20 protein-coding genes, 1 tRNA gene and 1 pseudogene are annotated in these 21,279 nt (G+C 64.6%); 4 read left to right on the top strand and 18 right to left on the bottom strand.

Annotation, left to right across the window (positions count from 1 at the left end; translation table 11 throughout):
• Positions 1-31: 31 nt before the first annotated feature.
• The 5 genes from ACCQ16_RS01910 to bioB form a co-directional block, all read right to left on the bottom strand.
• Positions 32-814 (bottom strand): SDR family oxidoreductase, encoded by a 783-nt coding sequence (locus ACCQ16_RS01910; protein WP_218496766.1) that lies wholly within the window; start codon positions 812-814, stop codon positions 32-34.
• Positions 815-858: 44 nt separating this feature from the next.
• On the bottom strand, positions 859-1,620 hold the full coding sequence (bioH, locus tag ACCQ16_RS01915) for a pimeloyl-ACP methyl ester esterase BioH (protein WP_014089124.1): 762 nt from the start codon (positions 1,618-1,620) through the stop codon (positions 859-861).
• Positions 1,621-1,720: 100 nt separating this feature from the next.
• Positions 1,721-2,095 carry a DUF7079 family protein gene (locus ACCQ16_RS01920; RefSeq protein WP_051370094.1) on the bottom strand — a complete coding sequence of 125 codons (375 nt, stop codon included), beginning with the start codon at positions 2,093-2,095 and terminating at the stop codon, positions 1,721-1,723.
• 191 nt (positions 2,096-2,286) lie between these two features.
• Positions 2,287-3,660 carry an 8-amino-7-oxononanoate synthase gene (gene bioF / locus ACCQ16_RS01925; protein ID WP_372380186.1) on the bottom strand — a complete coding sequence of 458 codons (1,374 nt, stop codon included), beginning with the start codon at positions 3,658-3,660 and terminating at the stop codon, positions 2,287-2,289.
• Positions 3,584-4,618 carry a biotin synthase BioB gene (gene bioB, locus ACCQ16_RS01930; protein WP_277575284.1) on the bottom strand — a complete coding sequence of 345 codons (1,035 nt, stop codon included), beginning with the start codon at positions 4,616-4,618 and terminating at the stop codon, positions 3,584-3,586. The genes bioF and bioB overlap by 77 nt, the downstream gene beginning before the upstream one ends.
• A 49-nt stretch (positions 4,619-4,667) precedes the next feature.
• Here bioB and ACCQ16_RS01935 point away from each other — a divergent pair, with 49 nt between their 5' ends.
• A complete protein-coding gene (locus tag ACCQ16_RS01935; protein WP_011346085.1) occupies positions 4,668-5,393 on the top strand; it encodes a ComF family protein in 726 nt (241 codons plus the stop codon).
• 324 nt (positions 5,394-5,717) lie between these two features.
• Here the strand turns inward: ACCQ16_RS01935 and ubiA are convergent, their stop codons facing one another.
• The gene (ubiA, locus tag ACCQ16_RS01940) at positions 5,718-6,623 is read right to left on the bottom strand and encodes a 4-hydroxybenzoate octaprenyltransferase (protein ID WP_218489608.1); all 906 of its coding nucleotides are present in this window, start codon (positions 6,621-6,623) and stop codon (positions 5,718-5,720) included.
• 477 nt (positions 6,624-7,100) lie between these two features.
• Between ubiA and ACCQ16_RS01945 the strand changes: the two genes are divergently transcribed.
• A tRNA-Arg gene (locus tag ACCQ16_RS01945) sits at positions 7,101-7,177 on the top strand.
• A 164-nt stretch (positions 7,178-7,341) separates the two neighbouring features.
• Here the strand turns inward: ACCQ16_RS01945 and ACCQ16_RS01950 are convergent.
• From ACCQ16_RS01950 to ACCQ16_RS01960, 3 genes are all read right to left on the bottom strand, one after another.
• Complete coding sequence (locus ACCQ16_RS01950) at positions 7,342-7,530, bottom strand: hypothetical protein (RefSeq protein ID WP_011346088.1); 189 nt, start codon at positions 7,528-7,530, stop codon at positions 7,342-7,344.
• A gap of 47 nt (positions 7,531-7,577) precedes the next feature.
• On the bottom strand, positions 7,578-9,029 hold the full coding sequence (gene xopAE, locus ACCQ16_RS01955; protein WP_031420794.1) for a type III secretion system effector XopAE: 1,452 nt from the start codon (positions 9,027-9,029) through the stop codon (positions 7,578-7,580).
• Between the two features lie 1,043 nt (positions 9,030-10,072).
• A complete protein-coding gene (locus tag ACCQ16_RS01960; protein ID WP_372380187.1) occupies positions 10,073-12,505 on the bottom strand; it encodes an HrpF/NolX family T3SS translocon protein in 2,433 nt (810 codons plus the stop codon).
• An 872-nt stretch (positions 12,506-13,377) separates the two neighbouring features.
• Here ACCQ16_RS01960 and hap3 point away from each other — a divergent pair.
• A pseudogene (gene hap3 / locus ACCQ16_RS01965) lies at positions 13,378-13,826 on the top strand (Hpa3 family type III secretion system protein).
• Complete coding sequence (gene xopF1 / locus ACCQ16_RS01970; protein WP_372380188.1) at positions 13,823-15,835, top strand: type III secretion system effector XopF1; 2,013 nt, start codon at positions 13,823-13,825, stop codon at positions 15,833-15,835. Before hap3 ends, xopF1 begins: the two are co-directional and overlap by 4 nt.
• Before the next feature lie 101 nt (positions 15,836-15,936).
• Here xopF1 and ACCQ16_RS01975 read toward each other — a convergent pair whose 3' ends face one another.
• The 9 genes from ACCQ16_RS01975 to sctQ all read right to left on the bottom strand — a co-directional run bounded on the left by ACCQ16_RS01975 (position 15,937) and on the right by sctQ (position 21,204).
• Entirely contained in the window at positions 15,937-16,170 is a 234-nt protein-coding gene (locus ACCQ16_RS01975) for a hypothetical protein (protein WP_071117736.1), read from the bottom strand.
• Between the two features lie 284 nt (positions 16,171-16,454).
• Complete coding sequence (locus tag ACCQ16_RS01980; RefSeq protein ID WP_008575425.1) at positions 16,455-16,925, bottom strand: CesT family type III secretion system chaperone; 471 nt, start codon at positions 16,923-16,925, stop codon at positions 16,455-16,457.
• A gap of 54 nt (positions 16,926-16,979) precedes the next feature.
• Positions 16,980-17,261 carry an HrpE family protein gene (gene hrpE, locus ACCQ16_RS01985; protein ID WP_139790233.1) on the bottom strand — a complete coding sequence of 94 codons (282 nt, stop codon included), beginning with the start codon at positions 17,259-17,261 and terminating at the stop codon, positions 16,980-16,982.
• 80 nt (positions 17,262-17,341) lie between these two features.
• Positions 17,342-17,584: an Hrp regulator HrpD6 gene (gene hrpD6, locus ACCQ16_RS01990; RefSeq protein ID WP_031420799.1), complete on the bottom strand. Its 243-nt coding sequence runs from the start codon at positions 17,582-17,584 to the stop codon at positions 17,342-17,344.
• Positions 17,585-17,595: 11 nt separating this feature from the next.
• A complete protein-coding gene (gene hrpD5, locus ACCQ16_RS01995) occupies positions 17,596-18,534 on the bottom strand; it encodes an HrpD5 family protein (protein ID WP_029818413.1) in 939 nt (312 codons plus the stop codon).
• Positions 18,531-19,358 (bottom strand): 4-hydroxyphenylacetate catabolism regulator HpaA, encoded by an 828-nt coding sequence (locus ACCQ16_RS02000; protein WP_277573012.1) that lies wholly within the window; start codon positions 19,356-19,358, stop codon positions 18,531-18,533. Before ACCQ16_RS02000 ends, hrpD5 begins: the two co-directional genes overlap by 4 nt.
• Entirely contained in the window at positions 19,355-19,615 is a 261-nt protein-coding gene (sctS, locus tag ACCQ16_RS02005; RefSeq protein WP_008575435.1) for a type III secretion system export apparatus subunit SctS, read from the bottom strand. The genes ACCQ16_RS02000 and sctS overlap by 4 nt, the downstream gene beginning before the upstream one ends.
• A gap of 4 nt (positions 19,616-19,619) precedes the next feature.
• A complete protein-coding gene (gene sctR, locus ACCQ16_RS02010) occupies positions 19,620-20,264 on the bottom strand; it encodes a type III secretion system export apparatus subunit SctR (protein WP_003485742.1) in 645 nt (214 codons plus the stop codon).
• Entirely contained in the window at positions 20,251-21,204 is a 954-nt protein-coding gene (sctQ, locus tag ACCQ16_RS02015) for a type III secretion system cytoplasmic ring protein SctQ (RefSeq protein ID WP_277573075.1), read from the bottom strand. Before sctQ ends, sctR begins: the two co-directional genes overlap by 14 nt.
• Between the last annotated feature and the right edge of the window lie 75 nt (positions 21,205-21,279).

Raw genomic sequence — 21,279 nt, forward strand, 5'->3', positions numbered from 1 at the left:
AGGGAATCGATCGGGCGTGCAAGGCGCCGCGCTAGAACGTGCCGGGATAGCTGCCGCCATCGATCAACAGATTCTGTCCGGTGATATAGCCGGCCTGCGCGCTGCACAGAAAGGCGCAGGCCGCGCCGAACTCGTCCGGCTCGCCAAAACGCGCCGCCGGAATGCCCGCACGCTTGCGTTCGGCGACCTCGTCGGCACTGCTGCCCTGTTGCTGCGCGATGGCGGCGAAGTTGCCGCGCAGGCGGTCGGTGGCGAACTGCCCAGGCAACAGGTTGTTAATGGTGACGTTGTCGGCCACGGTGCTGCGCGCAAGCCCGGCGACGAAGCCGGTGAGGCCGGCGCGCGCGCCATTGGACAGGCCAAGGATGTCGATCGGCGCCTTCACCGCGCTGGAGGTGATGTTGACGATGCGGCCGAAGCGGCGTGCGCGCATGCCATCGACGGTGGCGCGGATCAGTTCGATCGGCGCCAGCATGTTGGCGTCCAGCGCGCGCAACCAGTCGGCGCGTTCCCACTGGCGGAAATCGCCCGGCGGCGGGCCGCCCGCGTTGTTGATCAGGATGTCGACCTGCGGACAGGCCGCAAGTGCGGCGCTGCGTCCTTCCGGCGTGGCGATATCGGCAACCACGCTGCGCACCTGGCCAGCGCCGGGCAGTGCGCGCAAGGCGTCGGCGGCGTGCTCCAGTGCCTCACGGCCGCGCGCGGCGATCACCACATTGGCGCCTTCGCCGGCCAATGCACGTGCGCAGCCCAAACCCAGCCCTTTGCTTGCGGCGCAGACCAACGCCCAGCGGCCAGCGATTCCCAGATCCATGCGAGGTGTCCTCGATCAGCGATGTCGCATGATCGACGATCGGCTCATGGTACGGACGCAACGAAGCGTTGCAGCGCCTCGCTCACCTGATCTGCATGACCCAGAAACGGCGCGTGACCACCGCCGGCAATGGTGAGCGCCTGCGCGTGTGGGCTGAGCGCGGCGGCGGCATGCATGCCGGCGGCAGGCACCAGGCGATCGCGTTGCCCGGCGATCCACAGGCTGGGGCGTGCGAGTTGCGGCACGGCGCGGCGCAGATCGGTGCGTTCGAGCAGGGCGAGCCCTTGCTGCAACGCCTCCGGTGCCGGTTCGCCACGCGCGGTGAGCGTCTCGCGCAGGCTGCGCAGTTCGCTGCGTGCATGCGCCGAGCCCAGTGTGTCCAGCGCAAGAAAACGCTCCAGCGTGCCGCGATAGTCGCGCGACAACTCGATCCCGAATTGCACGAACACCTCGCGCTGGACGGCACTCGGCCAATCGTTGCCACGCACGAAACGCGGCGTGGCGGCAATCATCGCCAACCCACGCACCTGCGGCAGGGTGGCGGCCGCATGCAGCGCAAACAGCCCGCCCAGCGACCAGCCGAGCCAGACCGCCGGCGGTGTGGCGGCCGCAATTTCTGCAACCACATAGGGCAATGCCAGCGGCGTGCTGTCGTCGCGACTGAAGCCGTGCCCGGGCAGGTCGACCAGATGTAATTGATAGTGCGGCGCCAGGCGCTCCACCAGCGGTGCGAACACGCCGCCGTGCAGTGCCCAACCGTGCAGGAGAACCAGCGCAGGCCCGTGGCCGATGACATCGATATGCATGCGCGCATTGTCGCCGATTGTGGCGTGCCGGCACGCATGGTGGGATGCGCGCTGGTCATTGGAGGCACGCAGATCCGATGGTGGGTGCAGCGCCCAGGCGTCAATGCGTGGCGGCTGCACGCAGTGCGACGATCTTTGGAGCCAGCAGTGCCCATTGCGCGCGCGCATGGCCGCACCAGTGCCAGCGCGCCGGCCAGTGTCGGCGCCGTGCGCGCCGCGCCTGGATCGCCGCAGCCAGCCAGTCGGGATCGAAGCCGTCCCAGACGCCGGCCACGCTGCGCAGATTGCCGATCAGCACCGGGTGCACTTCGTACAACAACATCGTGCGCACCTGGTCCAGGGTGAAGGGCGAGGCAGCCAGGACGCGCGCGATGCCGTCGTCGTCGCAACTGCCGCTGTCCAGGTACAGCCGCGACAACGCTTCCCACACGCGACGTTGCGCCGCCGTATCCGTGCCAGGTGTCGCCAGTGGCATGTCAGTGGCCGGGTGCGATTGGATGCAGGCGCGCACCGGTTGCACGGCGGGTCCAATGCAGGCGATCCATCCCGCAATGCACGGTCAGCGCGCCGTTGTCGCCTGCCATGCAGCGGCGTCGTGCAATCGCTGCGGTGGCTGAGTGGCCCACGCGTGCTCGCATGCAGGCCAGCCACGCACTGCCGCGTGTCTCAGGCAGAGGCACGCAGCGGCTGCCGACTGACCACGTCGCGCGCCTGCACGATGGCCTCGATCAATGCCTGCACCTGCTGCGGCGTATGCAGCGCAGACAAGGTGACGCGCAAGCGCGCCTTGCCTTCGGGCACGGTGGGCGGACGAATGGCGCCAACCATGAAACCTGCGTGTTCGAGCGCAGCCGACATCGCCATCACGGTTGCTTCCTCGCCGCATAGCAGCGGCTGGATCGGCGTGTCGGAGGCCATCAGTTCGAAGCCGTACTTGCGCGCGCCATCGCGGAAGGCACCGATCAATTCGACCAGGCGCGTACGCCGCCAATCGTCGCGACGCGCCAGGCGCACGGCCGCCAGGGTGGCCGCCACTTGCGCCGGCGGCAGTGCAGTGGTGTAGATGTAGGGGCGCGCAGTTTCTGCCAGATGGCGCACCAACGCCTCTTCGCCCACCACCACCGCGCCGTAGCCACCGAGCGCCTTGCCAAGGGTGACCAACTGCAACGGCACTTCGGCCACGCCCAACCCGGCATCGGCCACGCAACCGCGCCCCTGCGGACCGAGCACGCCGACACCGTGCGCGTCGTCCACATAGAACAGCGCGTGCTGCATGCGTGCCACCAGGCTCAAGGCGCGCAGCGGCGCGACATCGCCATCCATGCTGAAAACGCCGTCGGTGGCCAGCATCGCCGCGCCTTCGGGCGCGCCCTTGAGCTGGCGCATCGCGCCTTCCACGTCCAGGTGCGGATAGCGCCGCAGCCGGCAACCGGCCAGCCGCGTGGCATCGAGCAGGCTGGCGTGATTGAGCCGGTCCTGCACGCAGACGTCGTCTTCTTCGCTGAGTAACGCTTGCTGCACGGCCAGATTGGCGATGAAGCCGCTGCCGAACAGCAACGCCGACGGATAACCCAACCAGTCGGCGATTTCGCGTTCGAGCGTTTCGTGCGCGGTGTGGTGGCCGCAGATCAGATGCGAGGCGGTGGCGCCGGCACCATCGCGGGCAGCGGCATCCTGCAGCGCGGCGACCACTTCGAACTGTTGCGACAGACCCAGGTAGTCGTTGGAACAGAAACCGGTCAGCCAACGGCCATCGATCTCCAGCCGCACGCCATCGCGCCGCCCCACCTGTCGCCGCACCCGCACCCGTTCCTGGGCCACACGCAATTTACGCAGCGACGAAATCCGTTCGTGCAGATCGGGGCGAGCCATGGGGGCGTTCAACGGCAGGGAAGGCCCGCTAGCGTAGCGTGCCGGGCTCGGGGCGCCCAGCCGCCACCGACGACCGGTGCCCGGCGCCGGGTCAGGCGGCGTGCTCGCAGGCCGCGCTGCGGGTGATCTCCGCATGGACGGTGCCGGGATGATCGTGCTCGGCCGCATCCACGGTGATCTGCATCGGGCTCAGGCCCAGGCGCTGGAACAGGGCCTGGTCGCGCTCGGTGTCCGGGTTGCCGGTGGTGAGCAGTTTTTCGCCGTAGAAAATCGAGTTGGCACCGGCCAGGAAGCACAGTGCCTGCAGTTCGTCGCTCATCGCCTCGCGGCCTGCGGACAGGCGCACCATCGATTTCGGCATGGCGATCCGGGCGACGGCGATCATGCGCACGAACTCGAACGGATCCAGCTGCTGGGTGCCATGCAGCGGCGTACCGGGTACCTGCACCAGTTGGTTGATCGGCACCGAATCCGGATGCGCCGGCAGCGTGGCCAGCGCCAGCAGCAGGCCGATGCGGTGTTCGCGGGTTTCGCCCATGCCGACGATGCCGCCGCAGCAGGTCTTCAGGCCGACATCGCGCACATGCTCGAGCGTGTTCAGGCGGTCCTGGTACTGGCGGGTGTGGATGATCGAGTCGTAATAATCCGGCGCGGTGTCCAGATTGTGGTTGTAGTAGTCCAGCCCGGCATCCTTGAGCGCGCGCGCCTGGCCGGCGTCGAGCATGCCGAGCGTGGCGCAGGTTTCCAGGCCCATGGCCTTGACCTCGCGGATCATCGCCGCGACCTTGGGGATGTCGCGCTCCTTGGGCGAGCGCCAGGCCGCGCCCATGCAGAAGCGCGAGGCGCCGGCGGCCTTGGCCTGGCGCGCCTTGGCCACGACCTCTTCGGTCTCCATGAGCTTCTGCGCGCTCACGCCGGTGTGGTAACGCTGCGCCTGCGGGCAGTACGCGCAGTCTTCCGGGCAACCGCCGGTCTTGACCGAGAGCAGGGTGGACACCTGCACTTGCGCCGGGTCGAAGTGCGCGCGATGCACGCTGGCCGCGCGGTGCAGCAGCTCCGGGAACGGCAAATCGAACAGCGCCTGCAGCTCTTTGCGATCCCAGTCATGGCGGACGACAACAGACATCGGAGTTTCCTGACAGTCAGCGGCTTGGAAGCCAGGCAGTCTGGTGAGCATGGAAGAGGCTGTCAACTTCAATCAGGTTCGATCGGTTTACAGATGGCCGCAGCGGGTGCTGCGGCTGTTGCTGCCGAGCCTGTGCCTGGTCTGCGCGGAGGCCGGCACGCCCGATGGCGATCTATGCCCCGCATGCCGCGCCGCCTTGCCCGATCACGGCCATGCCTGCCTGTGCTGCGCCACGCAACTGTTCGTCTCCGACGCGGTGGCGCTATGCGGGCAGTGCCTGCAGCACCCATCACCGCTGCAGCGGGTGCATGCCTGTTTTACCTATCGCTGGCCGGTGGATGGGCTGCTGCGGCGGTTCAAGTTCCATCAGGACCTGGCGGCAGGCCGCCTGCTCAGCGAACTGATGGCCCGGCGCTGCGTGGGGCTGCCGCGCCCGCAGGCGTTGGTGCCGGTAAGCCTGCACCGGCAGCGCCTGCGCCAGCGCGGTTACGACCAGGCGCTGGAGCTGGCCCGACCGCTGGGCCGCGCGCTGCAGCTGCCGTGCCTGCCGTTGCTGCGGCGCGTTCGCGCAACCGCACCGCAATCCGAACTGGACGCGGTCGAGCGGCAGCGCAATCTGCGCGATGCCTTCGAGGCCCGCGGCGCCTTGCCGGCGCATGTGGCCTTGGTGGACGACGTGATGACGACCGGCGCGACACTCCACGCCGCGGCGAAGGCCTTGCGCAAGGCGGGTGTTCAACGGGTGGATGCGTGGGTCTGCGCGCGGGTGCCGTGATCTGGCCTGCCGGCGTCAGGTGCGCGAGGCTTCGCCCTTACCCTCACCCCAACCCCCGCTCTGCGCCCCGGCCCACGCTTGCGGCGCGGGCGCTCCAAGACACGCGCGCCAGTGGCGCGCAAGCCGTGTCTTTTCGCCCCGCAGGAGAGGGGCTCTTTGTCTGACAGCAGAGCGCGCCGAATGGCAATGCGGCTTCGGCGGGTGGACGGCGGAGGACGAGACGAGGAGTAGAGCCATCAAAGATGCGCGCATGCTTCGAACCCTCACCCGTCATCCCAACATCTGGTCTGTAATCGACGGATTCCCGAATCCCGAATCCCGAACCTAACGCCCCGCTACCGCCACGGCGATGCCGACGAAGATCGCCAGGCCGACCCAGTTGTTGTGCAGGAAGGCGCGGAAGCAGGGGCCACGCTCGCGGTGGCGGGCGATGCGGAATTCGTAGGCGACCAGCAGCGCCGCAACGGCCAGACCGGCCCAGTACGCCACACCGAGATCGGCGCGCAGGCCGACCAGCACCAGCGTCGCGGCCATCAGCGCATACAAGATGCCTTGTGCGATCAGATCGAATCTGCCGAACAGGATGGCGGTGGATTTGCTGCCCATGCGGATATCGTCGTCGCGGTCGACCATGGCGTACCAGGTGTCGTAGGCGGTGGCCCACAGGATGTTGGCGGCATACAGCAGCCAGCCCAGCAACGGCACGCCGCCTTGCACGGCGGCGAAGGCCATCGGGATGCCCCAGCCGAACGCCATGCCCAGATAGACCTGCGGCAGGTGGGTATGGCGCTTGAGATAGGGGTAGCTGGCGGCCAGGAACACGCCGGGCACGCTCAGCGCCACGGTGAGCCAGTTGAGCGTGAGCACCAGCGCGAAGGCCACCAGCATCAGTACCACGAAGACCCACAGCGCCTCGCGCCCGGAGACCGCGCCGGTGGCCAGCGGACGCGATTTGGTGCGCTCCACGTGCGGATCCAGCCAGCGGTCGGCGTAATCGTTGATCACGCAGCCGGCCGAGCGGGTCAGCCACACCCCGGCGGTGAACACGAACAGCGTCCACAGCGGCGGCAGGCCATCGGCAGCCAGCCACAACGCCCACCAGGTGGGCCAGAGCAGCAGCAGGCTCCCGATCGGGCGGTCCCCACGGACCAGCTTCCAGTACTGGCCCAATCGCTGCGGCCACGTCAGCGCGCGCGCTGCGGGCAGTTGTTCGACACCATGCTTGCTCATGCGGCAAAGGGTAGCAGCGCGGCTCGGCCGTGGTCATGTGGGCGCGGGGTGGGCGCTGTGCGGGCGGCAATCCTGGCAATGCCCTGCCATCCATGATGGCCGGCTGTCATGGGGTGCGGCTGGCCGCAGCGATCAAGGTTGCGAGCGGCCAGGGCCGGGCGTTGGCGCGGGTGGGCTGCGGCAGGTGGTGCGGTTGCCACGCAGGCTCGGCAGTGCCCGCGCTCAGGCGCGTGCCCAAGCTGACGGTCAGGTGGGGACGTTGAGCAGGCTGCCTCTGGCGACGGCCGCTTGAGATGGCCACACCGCTGCACGTCTGGACCCTGTGCGCTTGAACCTGGGCGTCCGGTGTCGCCCGACGACTGCCCGGGCCGAGAGGCCGGTGTCGTTGCATCTGGAGTGACGCCGTGGCTGGCCAGGTCGCGTGTCGCCCGGCCCCATCACGCGCACGCCGGCTGTTCTGGCATAATGCGCGGCCAGGCGCTCGTAGCTCAGCCGGATAGAGTAGTGGCTTCCGAAGCCATTGGTCGGGGGTTCGAATCCCTCCGGGCGCACCAGTTCAGTTCCAGAGCTTGTGCTGGGATTTAAAAAACCCTCGAGAGATCGGGGGTTTTTTGTTGCCTGTACAGCGAACGGTCCACCCGGAGCCATTGGCATCCAGGCTGATCGGGCATAGATGGGCGCACCTGCCCTCAACGCAGAAGATGGATGCCCCATGCAGTCAAGCGGCTTCATGGAACGCTGCAACGGCAGCGACCAACGCGGCGTCCTGGATATGCGTGGCTTCCGCAGTTTGAGCGACGCGAGCAAACAGACCGCTGCCGCTTGGCTGGTTGCACACAGCCGATAACGACTGCATGGACGCGGCGGGCAAACACCCGCCGGGTTCTGCGATCAACATCATCAGCATGCCTGTCCATTCTCAACTGCGGGAGTGGCATCGCCGGGCGCCAGGGTCTAATGGATGTGCCATTCCTGGAGCAGTACACGCGCCCGCCGCTCGATGAAGCGGTTCGCGTTGGCCTGCGCCTGCTCGGACTCCTGCTTGGCCTCCGCTTCCCCGATGACACCCTCATGCGCTTCGTCAAACTGAGCCATCGCCCACGTGATCGCCGCATCCTGCGCCGCTTTTCCTTCCACATCGTGCATGGAGATGTAGGCCTTCAGTGGCGGCCACATTTCCACACGCCCGGTGAGTTCATTCCTGCTGCGCAGCAGCGTCTCCCTGGACAGCCCCAGGTCGGAATTCCTCAGTGCTTCCAGCAGCAGGCCCAGTGCGGTCTGGTGGTCCTGCGTGTGCATGAGCTTGTGCTTGAGCATCTCGGCAAACGCGGTTTTGGCGTCTCCTCGCACGGCGGGCCCGCGCCCACCCACTTGCGTCATGCCATCCAGGTTGAGCGTCTTGATGGTGTGGTCGCTCAAGAATTGGCCGAAGCTGCTGCGGAATTCGGGTGACCGAATGGCCTCGGCTACCACCTGGTCCAGCAGGGGCATGTCGGCCGATGTGATGGATGCGCCGAAGATCCTGGCATTTTGCATCAGGCCTTGCGTCCATTTCTCGAAACGCTCGCCCAGGTCGGCATCGACACTGCGCAACACGCGCGTGAACTCGGGGACGCGGTTCCACGACGACCCGGCCTGTTGCGCCGCCGGCACGGGCGCGCGTCGTCTCCGCTCGGCCAGCCGCTGTGCCGCGCGCTGTGCCTGGCGCTGCGCGCGCTCCGGGTCGCGGATCTGCAGCAATCGGTCTGCCAGATGATCCGGCACCTTGATATCGCATTGAGCGGGCAGTCGTGCCAGCGACTGTGGAAGAGTCTGCAGGCCCGTGTCGCGCAGGTCCAGCAGTTGCAGCTGGGCCAGATCCCCCACGCTGTCGGGCAGCTGCTGCAGCGCAGTGCAACTTCTCAGCGACAGCTCCGTCAAGCCGCGCAGTTGCCCGATGTCCTCAGGCAAGTGTGCCAGCCGGCGGTTGGATGAGAGGTCGAGTTTTTCCAGCAGATGCAGCTGCGTGAGGCTGCCTGGCAGCTGCTCCAGCTTGGAATTCGATGCCACCTCCAGTGACCTGAGCCCCTGCATGAGGCCGATGTTTTCAGGCAACTGGCGAAAATGCGACGAGTGCGACACGCGCAACTCGCTCAACCGGCTCAGTTCGACGATGCTGTCCGGCAGGCGCGCATAGTGCCCGCGGCCTAGCGCGAGGCCGCGCAGACCCTGCATGCGCCCAAGGTCTGCGGGTAATTCGTCTAACGGGACCATCGCCAATTGAAGGGTTCTGAGATTGGACAGGCGCGTCAACGAGGGCGGCAGCGTCTTCAGGTCCGGCGCGCCAGTGATCTGCAAATGGCGGAGCTGGCGCAGCTGCCCCAGGCTGTCTGGCAGCGACTGAAGCCCGGTATGGAGCAGCGTCAATTTCTGTAGCGCGTCGAGCCGGCCGATCGCGTCAGGTAGCGTCGTGGCAGGCAGGCAATCGACGACAAGTTCGGTGCTGCGGCGGCTCGCTGCACGGCGGATGGCGTCTGCGGCGTTTTGCAGTACTTCCCGCGACATATCTCTCGACCCGTCGTGCAGGTTGTAGCCCGTTCGAACCCGCTCTGCCATCGGTAGGCTTTGCGCAAGCCAATCATCGATGTCGTGCTCGATGCTGCGCGGTGGCGCAGAAGAGGCACCCGCAAGTGCAGCCGGCTGGCCCGACGGACGCAGAGGTGAACGGAAAGGGCTCCCGTGCACTGGGTTTCCAGGCGTCGACGTGCCGGCCGCTGACGTGCTTTCGCGCCGTCGCGGCCGCGCGAGCAGGGGGCTCAACAAGCCCTCTGCGTTCGAAGGTTGCCGTGAAGGACTGTCTTGCGCGGGCGCTTGATCGGCGTTGTCCGTTCGCGGGCGAGAGCGGAGTAGGCGATTGACATTGAACATGGAGATACACCCTGCTTGGTCGGCTGGCTGCGGCGTTCAAGCGTGCAGGCTACTGCGATGCGACTGCCATCGCCGCATCAACGCGAAGAGGCTGCATCGCCTGGCGAATCGGTTTTTGTAGAAGCGCGCCGGTGCTGCATCCCTGCTCACCGACAGCGGTGATTGTTCGGCATTCGATGTCATCGGCTGTCGGCGCGATGTACACGATGGCAACGGGCGATCGATCAGGTGACGCGCCGCATCGTTCGCGACGCAGTCTCCACGCGTATCGCCGGTCTTCATTGTCAGGATGTCGATGCTCGCGGGAGAGCTTCCGGTATCCCGTCGCCTGTTCGCCAAGGCACATGGCTGCAGCGGCGCCGGAACGTGCCTCCAAGCATCTGGAGGCACGTTCATACGAAGGTCGCCGAGCGATACCGCAACGCATCAGCGCGATGCTGCCGCACGTCGTGGCCCATCGACCGGCGTTGCCTCAACGCTTGCCTTCGAGCACCAACGCCGGCGGCAAGACGCCGAAACGAAACCTCGCTGTGGCATGCGCATTATCTGCGACGGATCCGGATATTGCGCAGATTCTGCCGCAGGTCTCCCTCGAAGTTGTCGGCGATGCCTTTGGGGATAATCTGCTTACCCACCGGGACACCGCCGGCGTTTTCCAGCTTCTGGTGGATCTGTCCGTCTTTCTGCTTGTCCAGTTGATATTCTTCGTAGTGCAAGCCCGCCAGGACGGGCGTCTTGAGAATTTCAACCGATTTACTGATGGCGGTGCCGCCCACGTAGCCTTTTGCGAACTCAGCGGCGCTCGGCCGTTCGGCGGCGGTTTTACCGCCACCTTTGGCGACGCCCTTTGCCGTTCCCTTTGCAGTTCCCTTGGCCGCGCCCTCGGCTGCTCCCTTGGCCGCGGCTTCGGCCACTCCCTTGGCCAGGCCCTTGGCCCCGATTCTGGCCGTGGGGCCGCCGACCGCTCCAACCACCGCCCCGGCCATATTGATGCCGGCCAGCTTCAAGGCCAGCGACATGTCGCCACCTTGAATCGCGGTGTCGACCACCTGCGCTGCCTGCGCCTCGCTCTCCAATGCAATCGACGCCGCATCGGCAATTTCGCCGATGATGGGGATCCCGTTCAATGCGCTGAGCCCCACGGACATCCAGTCCAGGATCTTGCTGTCCCACTTGAGGAACTCGTGCAGGCCCTGTTGGAACGTGCCGACATCCTTTTTGGGCTTCTTGATCGCCGGCGGATCGTCCTTGCCCACCAGCATGTCCGCGACAGCCTTTTGCTGATCGGGCGAGCTCGCCTCGTGCGTGGCCGGCGTGTCCACGGTCTTGTTGGCTGCACTCATGTGGTCATAGAACTGCCGGAAATCGTCCTGGCTGATCTTGCCCGAATCGACGACATGGCCGCCGCCGAAGAAGTGATGGGGCTTCTTGTAGCCGGTGATGGAGTTGTTCAACAAGCCGAACAGCAGCGGGTCGGCCAACAACTGCGTCGCGGCCTGCTTGACGGCCGGGTCGGCCTTGTCGTCCTTGGAGATCGCGTCGAGCTTGTCGCGCGTGATTTCCTTGCCGTCGCCGTAGAACGCGTCCTGATGACTGTTGATGGTGTCCAGCGTCTTCTGCTCGTCCGCGGTCAGGTGCATCTCGGAGGTGGATTTCTGCAGGAAATCCGGCGTGCTCATCGAGCCCGAATCCCCTGCAAATTCCTTCCACTCGTCCGGATGATCGCGAAAATATTGAGCAGCCGCGATCACCTGCGGCGGGCACTTGCCGGTCTTGCTGTCGCCATCGACGATCTTGGCGAATTCGTCCTCGCTCAGGTTGCCGGGCAGATAGTCGGAATAGCGATACAGCTCGCGCAGGGCATCGCTTTTGGTCATGACCGACGCCTTGGTTTTGTCGGGGCTGTCGGATGCGATGTAGTTCTGCGTGTAGCTCTTTGCCTGCTTGTCGTTGTATTCGGCGATCTGCGGATGGTAGTACGAGAAGTCTGTGAGGTCCTGCGCCTTGATCTTGCCGCCGCACTTGCCGTCCTTCTGCGAGCCGATGGCGAAGAACAACCGCGGATCCTTCTGCAATCCTTGCAGCGCTTTCTTCAAGTCAGGCTGCGTCGACGGGTCGTTGATCTTGGCGTCCAGCTGATCGAAGGACAGCGAGTCGACCTGGTCCTTGTGCCGATCCAGAACCGAAACAATCTCCAGTTCGGATTGATTGAGCTGGCCCTCGTTCCAGGTGACCGTCGAGCCCTCCGCCGCCGGCGGCGGGTTGGACCCCTTGATATTCTTGGGGTTGAACTCGTCGTTCTTCCCGCCCAGTTCCTTGACCTGCGGATGTGAATCAGAGAAATCCCAAAGATCCTGTGCGCTGATCTTGCCGCCGCACTTGCCGTCTCCCTGGGAACCGATCGCAAAGAACAAGCGCGGGTCCTGTTTCAGACCCTGCAATGCAGCCTTCAGGTCGGCGGGCGTGGAAGGGTCGTTGATCTTGTCGTCGAGATTCTTGTACTCGAGCGGCATCTGGTCCTTGTGCGCATTCAGCGTCGAAACGATCTGAAGCTCCGACTTGGTCAGCGTGCCATCGTTCCAGGTCACCGTCGAACCTTCCAGCGCCGGCGGCGCATCCTTCCCCTTGATGTGCTTGGGATCGAAGTCGTAGCCCAGCGATGGCCAGGAGGTGCGCTTTTCGATCGGCTGGGTGGCTTGATCGTCCGATGCGGAGGACGGGGTGCTGGCATCGCCGCTTGGCGTGTTTGCCGGTGCATCGGCCGACGCATTGCTTGCTGTACTCGTTGGCGTGTTGGTTTGGAGGGCCGCCAGCAACTGGTAGATCAGCAGGAAGATGTCGTCCATCGTCGATGGCAGGTCGGAGCCGTCCTTGGACGAATCGGACCCAAGCAGCTCCGATGAAGACGACTCGTTGAAAGAGGTGCCCAGCAGTTGGCTGGGGTTGCTCCCGGTAGAAAGCGTGTTGAGCGACATAGAGGCGGCCTCGCGAATGACAGAATTGGCAGAGCACCTTCGTATAAGTTAATTCTTATACGGCCGCACGGATGCGCCCATGCGGTGTAGACGTATGTTGCCAATCTGCGCAAGGTGCACCCTGGCCGACGAACTATTTTGGCGAAAAAAGCGCAAAAATCGGCCCGTCGATGCGTTGCCTGCCGGTGCTGCTTGGCGCCGATAGTTGAGCGGCGATCGTTCCTGCTGTGGGCCGGCGCAATCATGTACATCGCTACGATACGTGCTTGGAGATGCAGATCATCGCGGTGTTCCGGCGGCGTGTGCAGCGATCACCAGCGTTCCGTCACGCGGCGGCCGAACCCCTCAGTTTTGGAATTGTGAGGGCTGTTCTGACTGCAGCCCTGGAGTTGCTGAGAAACCAGGGGATGTCATGGAACCTGGTTGCATGACATTTCTTTTATTGCCTGGCTGGAGCCGTGAATCACGGCCATGAAACGTGTTGGGATCATCTGGGTTGCCAGATGGGGCTTGCACCGAATCAACGCGCCGGCCAACGCTGGAGCTGACACGGATGAAGTGCGCGGATAGTTAATATCTCGGTAATTCGCTTACGTCAGTAGACCGCCTGGACGCGAAATTGCCGGCGGTGCCTGCAGGCGTATTTATCAGTCTTGGTTCCTTCGCCAGGTCAGGGGCGCTGTCCTTCTGATTGTGTCCGTTTTATTAAGGTGTGGCGCAGGTTTTGGTTGGGCAATTTACCGGCACCCCACTTCGTGTATAGCGCAGGTGGTTCGCCCCGCTTCGCTTGGGCGCGCATTTATGGGCAAGACAATGTGCCGCGCGCTGCTGGCGCGCCGCAACCCATCGAATTTCCTCACGGAGTACTTCAGATGACGTTGGAATCGCACAATCAACAAACAGCGAATACCGCTTTTTTTATCGGCCTGAGCGCATGCCTTGGGCTACCTGGTGAGCTTGCGCAGCGGCTCGGCGAAGGCGAGACCATTCTGGGCCCTGCCGGCATGCTGTGCCGCGTCCACACGCACAGGGGCAGCCAGACGCATTGATGGCCTTCCCTGAAGTGATCTTGCCCCTGGCGGCACGCGAGCTTGGAGGCGAGGAGGTGGTGATGCTGCTGTCGCTGCAGGAGCAACTGCTGACCGAGTATGGCTGGCGGCTCACGCTGTCGGATCTCGGCTTGCTCTGCGTTTGCCCGCTGTTGCTGGTGCGCACGCCTGAAGAGGTGGCCGCTGCACTGGACCGTGGGCAGGTGGTTGCCCGCGTCGTGCTGGACGCGCTGGCGACGCAGGTCGATACGGCCAAGGAGGTGGCCTCATGAAACTCTCCAGCGATATCGGCACCGCTGCCAGTCGCGGCGCAGCCTCGCATCCTCCCGTCCAACCAACGCAGGCCGAAGACGTTGCTGCCCCGCGGGAAGAACGCGCACCCACTGGCCCGCTTGCGGGCCTGGCCTCTTCCAGCGCGGCGCTGCGTGGTCGTCGCGCATCATTGGCCGGTCGCGCCAGTCCTCATGCAGATGAAGAAGGGGCCATGCTCGGCGGCTCGCATCGGTCCGACTCGTCGCAGTCGTCGCAAGCTTCGGACGCAACGTTTTACACCGCGCAGGTCGTGTCCCCTGCCCGGGAAATCGACACACCGGATGTGCCTGCCGCCGCGGCGACCTATGCCGAACGCAGCACGGCGGCGGCCGCCGAGGTGAAAGCGCAGCTACGTGCCCGTCTGTACGCTCTGCCATTTGCTGCGCCCTCGGAAGAGCAGACGGCCCTGCAGGCCAGCTATCTGGAATGGGCTGACGCGCGCGTGCAGGAACGCATCAATGCCTTCGGGCCGGATGCCGGGTACCAGGCTGTCGGTGACATGAAGACAGCGGGCACGAAAGCGGCATTGCCGATTGCCTACGAATGCCTACGGTCGTTCATTATCGGTGCGATGCGTAATCCGGTCGGTCTTGCCACGGGTGCGGCCTATGCGTCCCGGCGCCCGGCCGACGCGGAGGAGCTGAGTACGGCGATGGTTGCAGGTGTCGCGGCGGGGTCTGCGTCCTATACCAGCGATACGTTGTTGATCCCGGCAATGGACCGGCGCGCGCGCGTTTCCAACCTGCCGAGGTTTCAGGCCATCGACCCCAAAATCCTGGTGCCCGATCCACCACCGGTCATTCTGGAAATCACTGCCGAGGGCAAGCGCTTCACGCGTCCGGGCGAGAACAATGCGCCGACGCTTGCCGACCTCAAGGCGCAGACCTACGACCGCCGCCTGGGCATCACGCAGCGCCAATCGACCCTGGACGACAAGTCACTGGATACCTTGTTGCTCAAGCCAGTGATCAACGCAGGGTTCAACGCCGCGCGCCGGACTGGTGGTGAACCGGGCTTACTGACGCCTGTCGGCCAGTGGGGGTTGAGCGCGCTGGCCATTGGCGGCGCCGGGGTCGTGCAGAAGGCACTGCTGGAAACAGGCAAAGCCGTGGCACGGACCGGCCAAATGCGTGTCCCGGATCTGGTTGGCGGAGAGCAACGGCTGAACCTGTTTGCGTTGGCGTTGCCCGACAAAGCGCGCCGGCCTGCACAATGGTCCGACGCCGTGCATTTCCCGCCTAGCTATTTGCTGGACACCGGAAAGGAAGCGTTGGCGTTGGCAAGGCAGGGCTTCAACAGCGCAAACGCCGTCGCCACCACGGCACGCGACCTGTTGACCCGCCACATGCTGAGCAACGTCATGGCCAGCTTCGGCTCGATGGGGGCCGGGCGCATCATCACAGCGCCGTTGCGTGGGGGGAGCCACATCCGTGTTGCTGGCGAAGCCGTCAATTCCACGGCTGTGGTCGTGCAGCAGGCCGTGCAAACCCTGTTCAACGATACGTTCTGGAATGCGCTCAAGGCCAAGAACGGCGCCAATACCTCCCAGGCGGCGCGCCTGGACAACGAGCGTGCCGCGCTTGCAGCCGAGCATCAACGCACCATCGAACGAACCCTCGAGGCCCTGGCCGAGCCCGTGGACCAGGCGATCGCCAGGCTCTCGGGGCCGACACCTGCCGAGGCAGAGCGTGCCATGGAGGAGGGGATGCGCGCCGCGCCTGGCCCTGGGCCGCTTGGCCAGACACTGCGTACTGCGCTGCAGACATTGCGTACGGAGATCGGCACGCAGTCCGTTTCGATCGCGACCATCGATGCGGTACGCACTGCACTGCGCGAGGGGTGGAGTCAAACCTTTAGCGGCGTCCCCCGCGACGCGGCCACGCAGGCGCTGGATGGCCAGCTGCAAACGCTCAAGCGTGCACTGCATGACAGCGAAGCACTTCGCCAGTGGCAGAGCGGGCGAGCATGAGCGCTCAGCTGCCGCGTTGATACTCAGGAGTGTTGTACACCGCCGCCACAGACGTCGCTGTCGTCGCGTCTGTGGCTTGGTGGTGTCTGGCAGCTTAGCCATTACCAGCAATGATGGAACACCACGGCCTCATGCCTCGACCTGCGCAGGTCGCTCACTGCACGAGGCAGGCATTGCATCTGCGACTCGATGGCGTCGCCGCTCCGGAACGCGTCGACCTTGACGCGCACGTCAAGCACCGGAAAGAACTCGCCAGCAAGGCGGTCGTGTCCCTCGTCAGCGCCAACAGCACCGGTGCAACAGCTGCCGTCGCGGATGTGCACGGTGTAGACCATGCGTCTGCGCCTGCCTTTGTTCTGTGCAGTGTAGGCCATCGCGGTGAGCCGGCACGACAGACCTGCGATCTCCCGCCAAACCTATATCGGGGAGCAAGCCAGCGCAGATGCAGGCGTGTCAGGCTTCGACATGGCAAGTGGGTTTCACTCAGCGCCACCGGCGCCATCGGGCAGAGGAGTGCCAGGCCGGTGGAGTTGGCCGGCAAGCTAGGTTGCTGTGCCATGGCGAATGGGCGCCGCTGCGGCCGTGATTGAGGCTTCGGCAAGCTGCCAACAAGCCTGTATCAGGCGCGTAACCACAGATAGTTGCCCGTCGCGATTCCTTCGAACATCTCGTCGTGCGCCACGAAGATATTGTTGTTCCAGTAGCGGCCATGCTCGGCGTAGTGGGCAAGCAGATCGCAGATCCACGCCCCATCCACGTCGTCGTCCAGCGGTACCCGCACAATCAGCACGATAACGCCGTCATCGTTCAGTCCAAGCTGTGCTTGGTCCTGCGCATACACCGAGAGATTGGCTTCGAGCAGAAGCCTGAAAACGGTCAATGTCCGCCCGGCAGGTGGTAACCCGTAGGCGATGCGCAGATACAGTGCTTCTTCCTTTACGTCGTCTTCGGGCTGTGGGGTCGGCAGGTGCAGATAGACCTCAAAGCCCTCCACCCAAAGCACACGCCGATTCAGCACCGACTCCACATCCGGCAAGTCCAGTGCCTCGCACATCTGTCGAACGATGGTTTCGAATCGCGCGCTGCTCATCTCTGGAGAGACATGCACAGGACCCCCTACAAGCCCTGCGCATGCCCGAGCCCATTACTGGCCAACGAGCTGCTTAGCGTTGTCGCCCGCCTTGCCGATGAACTTGTTGAGTGCCACGTTGAAGTCCAGATCGTTTTTGAGCATCGTGATCTTGTTGTTCATGGACTTCTGAGCCTCGTCCGAGGCTGCCATGTCGCCGAGTAGCGAATCCATCTGGCCGTTTGCACCAGAGAGTGCAGCAGCGCCGGAAATTCCATTGGACAAACCACCGGTGAAGCCATCCATGCCTTGGCCAACACGGGACCTCCACGAGCTTACTTCAGGAAAAATTTGCATACCAGTACTCCTTCGTAGTGAGCATGTAATGGTGCGCCTATCGGCGCGTTTTACTTGGTCCGAGCGACCAAGAAATCGATTTACGGCATGCTTGCGATGTGCGCGACGATGTTGCGCGCGGCCGTGATGCCGTCATACAAGACGTTGAAGTCGTTGCGCGCGACCTGGTCGCTCGCTGCAGACCAGTGCACGCGAATCTGTTGCGCAGTGGCATCCAGCGCCGTCTCCACGTTGCGCAGCCGCTCGCCGGACAGATCCATCGCCTTGGTCTGCAGAATCTTGCTCATATCCTGAGTGACCGCATCGGTCATTGCATCGAACATGGTGTGATCTCTCATTGCGCCGCTTGCTGCGGCAGGGATGTCATGTGCTTGGTGCCATCCGGCGTTTCGACATAGTGCAGGCCATCGGCGAGCAATGCCGCGTCGTAATTGTCCGGTGGTTTGATGGACGGGTCTTGCTGGCTGATCTCTACGTGCAGCGCGCGGACCTCCGGGCCCAGGTCGCTGCGGACGTCGGCAATCCGGCGGCTTGCGCGTTCTGCGTAGTCGCTGCTGCCGGAAACCGAGAAAACGCCATTGCCCTCGTAACGGACGGTGAGGGCGGGGTCGGCCAGGGTGTCGCGCAGCGTCGCCACGACCTCGTCCACCACCGCCACGTTGACGGCAACGCCTGGGTGATAGCGATGCACCTGCGCACGCAAGCGTGCGGCATCGGCGCTGCTGGGGACCAGGCCTTCGATCAGCACGCGCGTGCCGACCTGTTCTGCGTGCGCTTCGCGGAAGCCCAGCTGCTTCAATAAGGCTTTGGCCTGATTGAGGGTATTTTCCGGATGCTGCCGGGTGGCCGCATCGGACAGAAACGCCGGCTGCAACGAGGGGAGCAACGCTGCGGCGGCAAGCGCTAGCACGGCGCCCACCGCAGTACGCAAGACTTTGCGCCTGGACGTGCGCGGCGCCGGCGGCGGTGCTGGGGAAAGCAGCCGCTCCAGCAGCGCCACATCGTCCGGCCAATCGGCAGCAGCATCGCCAACGCATAGCACCAGCGGGCCGAAGCGGACCGGCTGAAATGCAACAAAGAACGTTTCTTGCACCGTGTCGCTGCTATAGCGGATCTGACCATCTTGGTCTACCTCGATAATGAGTGAGCAACCAGGCCAATCGTCTATTCGGATATCGGTTTGTGGATCGCTCCCCAGGGTGTAGCGACCTTGCGCCAAATCTAATCGTGCGCCTGCGTGGGTTCCTGTCAGTACGCGAAGCTGCATGGTCATGGGCGAACCTCCTGAGCCGCCGGTTGTGGTTGCTCAATCAGCAGTGTGTTCAGACGTGTGATGGCATGTGTACGGTCGATGCGTCTGCGCGGTTTTTCCGCATTCAGCAGGATCAGTGGAAGCAGGAGATGAAAATTGCGTAGCGCTGGCACCGGCTCCAACTCCGATGGCATCAACTCCAGTAATCGGGTCCGCAAGGCCAGCAGGTTTTCCGCCGCAGTGGCCTTGTCGTACGCGCGTAGATGCTCGCGCATCAATCTCCAGATCGTTGCGGTCAAGGGGGCGACGGCAGGATGCGAAACGCCGACGGCGCGCAGCTCGACAAGCGCAGCAGCCAGCGCGTGGCGCTTGGCCACTGGATCGGCGTCGCGCCTGGTCACGTAGCGATCGACAATCGCGTCGATGCACGTGCGGATGCTGTCGCTCAATTGCGCTGGAGCGGCGCTGTGCCATGGACCGGCCTGCGGATCGTCGGTATGCGTGCTGCGGTCACCGCCGTGCTGGTCGCCCTGGCCATGCTCCCGGCTCTGGGCCGGCGTGATCGCCACGCTCACCCGTCCGCGCAGTGCGCACTCGCGTTTGGCTTCGATCTCTTCCTGCTCGTTGGCGTCGAATTCATCCTCCTGGCCGTCCAGCGACCGGATCCCGCGGCGTCGCCTGCGCGGTGGAGCAGGGCGCAGACGCGGTGCTCGTGCCGCAATGTCGGTAGGCGACCCCGCGCTGGTGCCTGCCGCATCGGCATGATGATCGCCATGGTGATGCGAGCCGCCATGCTCGATGGAAACCGAGGGCCGCAAGGTGCCGGGCGAGATGCGACGGATCATGGGAACGCCGCCTGCATCAATGCCTGGCCGAACTGCATGATGGCCGAGGCACCCCACGGCGCCGTCACGGCAATGGCGGCCACCACCACCACCAGCTTGAGCGCGAACGAGATCGATGCATCCTGCAGCGACATCACCGCCTGGACGAAGGCGATCAGCAGCCCGGCCAACGCGGCGACACCGACCACCGGCAAGGACACCTTGAGGCAGAGCAGCAAGGCTTCGGAGGTGAATCGCACTAGATCGTCATGGTCCATGGCGTCACCGATAGCTCAGAACCAGGCCGTGAATCAGCATCGACCAGCCGTCCATGGCGACAAACAACAGCAGCTTGAACGGGATCGCCACATTGGTCGGTGTGACCTGTGAAAGGCCCATCGCCATCAGCGCGTTGGCCACCACCAGGTCGATGACGATAAACACCAGATACAACAGAAACCCGATACGGAAGGCTTCGGTCAATTCGCTGAGCGTGAATGCCGGTGCCAAGACCAGCAAGTCGTCCGACTTGAGCGTGGCGGCTTTGTCCTTGGGCCAGATCTGCTGTGCAGAACGCATGAAAAACGCCTTTTCGCGCTCGCGTGTGTGTTTGAGGAGGAACTGCCGAAACGGCTCGCGGCAGGCGTCGAGCAGCACCACCACGCGGCTGTTATCCGACCCGGCGCCGTAGTTCTGTGCGGCCTTGAACGCCTCCATGCCCACCGGGGCCATCACAAAGCACGACACCAGCAATGCAACGCCATTGAGGACCATGTTGGGCGGCACCTGCTGTACCCCGATCGCATTGCGCAGCAGGCCGAGCACGACCACGATCTTGGTGTAGGAGGTGACCACCATCGCTGCGAAGGGCAGCAAGCCCAGCATGATGACCACCAGCAGCAGCGAGCCGACGTCAGGCATCTGCATGCGTGCTCTCCGACATGCTGAGGATCTGCACACCCAGATGTTCGCCAACTGCCAGCAGCCTGCCGGTGCCGATGGTCTGGCCGTAAACGACCAGGCGGATGTCGGCTTGATCGACCGGCACCGACAACTCCAGGATCTGCCCGGGCTGTAAACCCGACAAGGTCGATAGAGACAGCGCAAGTTGATCCACTTCCAGCTGCACCGGCAGTTCCAGTTCTGCCACGTTGCTGGTGGACGGCGCGACTTCCGGCTCAAACGTATCGTGCTGCATGGTGGGGCTGGCCTCCAGGATCATCTGTTGCAGGTTCAAGCGCACCGGCGCGCGCAATACCGCGCCTCCGGCGATACCCCAGAGCACATCGCCGCTGGTCACCGCAGCCGAGGCCGTGCAATGCAGCAAGACATCGCCAGGCCGCAGCGACTGCAGCAATGCCGCCGATGCGGTGCGCCCGCCGATGCGCAGGCGCGTGTTGACGCGCAGTGCAGCCAGCCAGGCTGGCAGCTGCGCGGGCGGCGCAAGTCCGCCGACTGCGGCCTGCAACGTGGCCAGCAGCGACGCGCTCGCCGTCACCGCAACGGCATCGAGATCGCCCAGTGTCATGCCGATGCCGTGGCAGTCGTCTGGCTCTGCATCGCGCTCGAAGGCGATCACCTCGGCAGCGCCCAGGCCGAGCGGCGCAAATGCGCCCAGGCGATCGGCCAGCAGCATTCCCGCGATCGAAACGCGTAGTGCGTCGTCGTCCTCGTTCAATAGCAACGCCAGGCCGTCGCGCGCGGTAATTCGCAAATCCATCTGGCCGGCATCCAGCTGCAGGCGCAGGCGGGCCGCATCGTTGGGCCAGATGCGACGGCAATGCGTGGCAAAGCCGCATTGGCGTGCTGCGCGTGGGTCGCCGAACACTCTGCCCAGCTGGGCGCGCTCGGCCGCAACGCGCGTCAATGCCTGAGAGAGTGCACGTGCCGGTGGAGTCTGGCTCTGCTCGGTTAGCAAGATGGAGTTCCTCCAAATGGCTTT

This window comes from Xanthomonas sp. NCPPB 1062 (genome assembly GCF_041481705.2).
In the GTDB taxonomy this organism is placed as follows: domain Bacteria; phylum Pseudomonadota; class Gammaproteobacteria; order Xanthomonadales; family Xanthomonadaceae; genus Xanthomonas; species Xanthomonas euvesicatoria.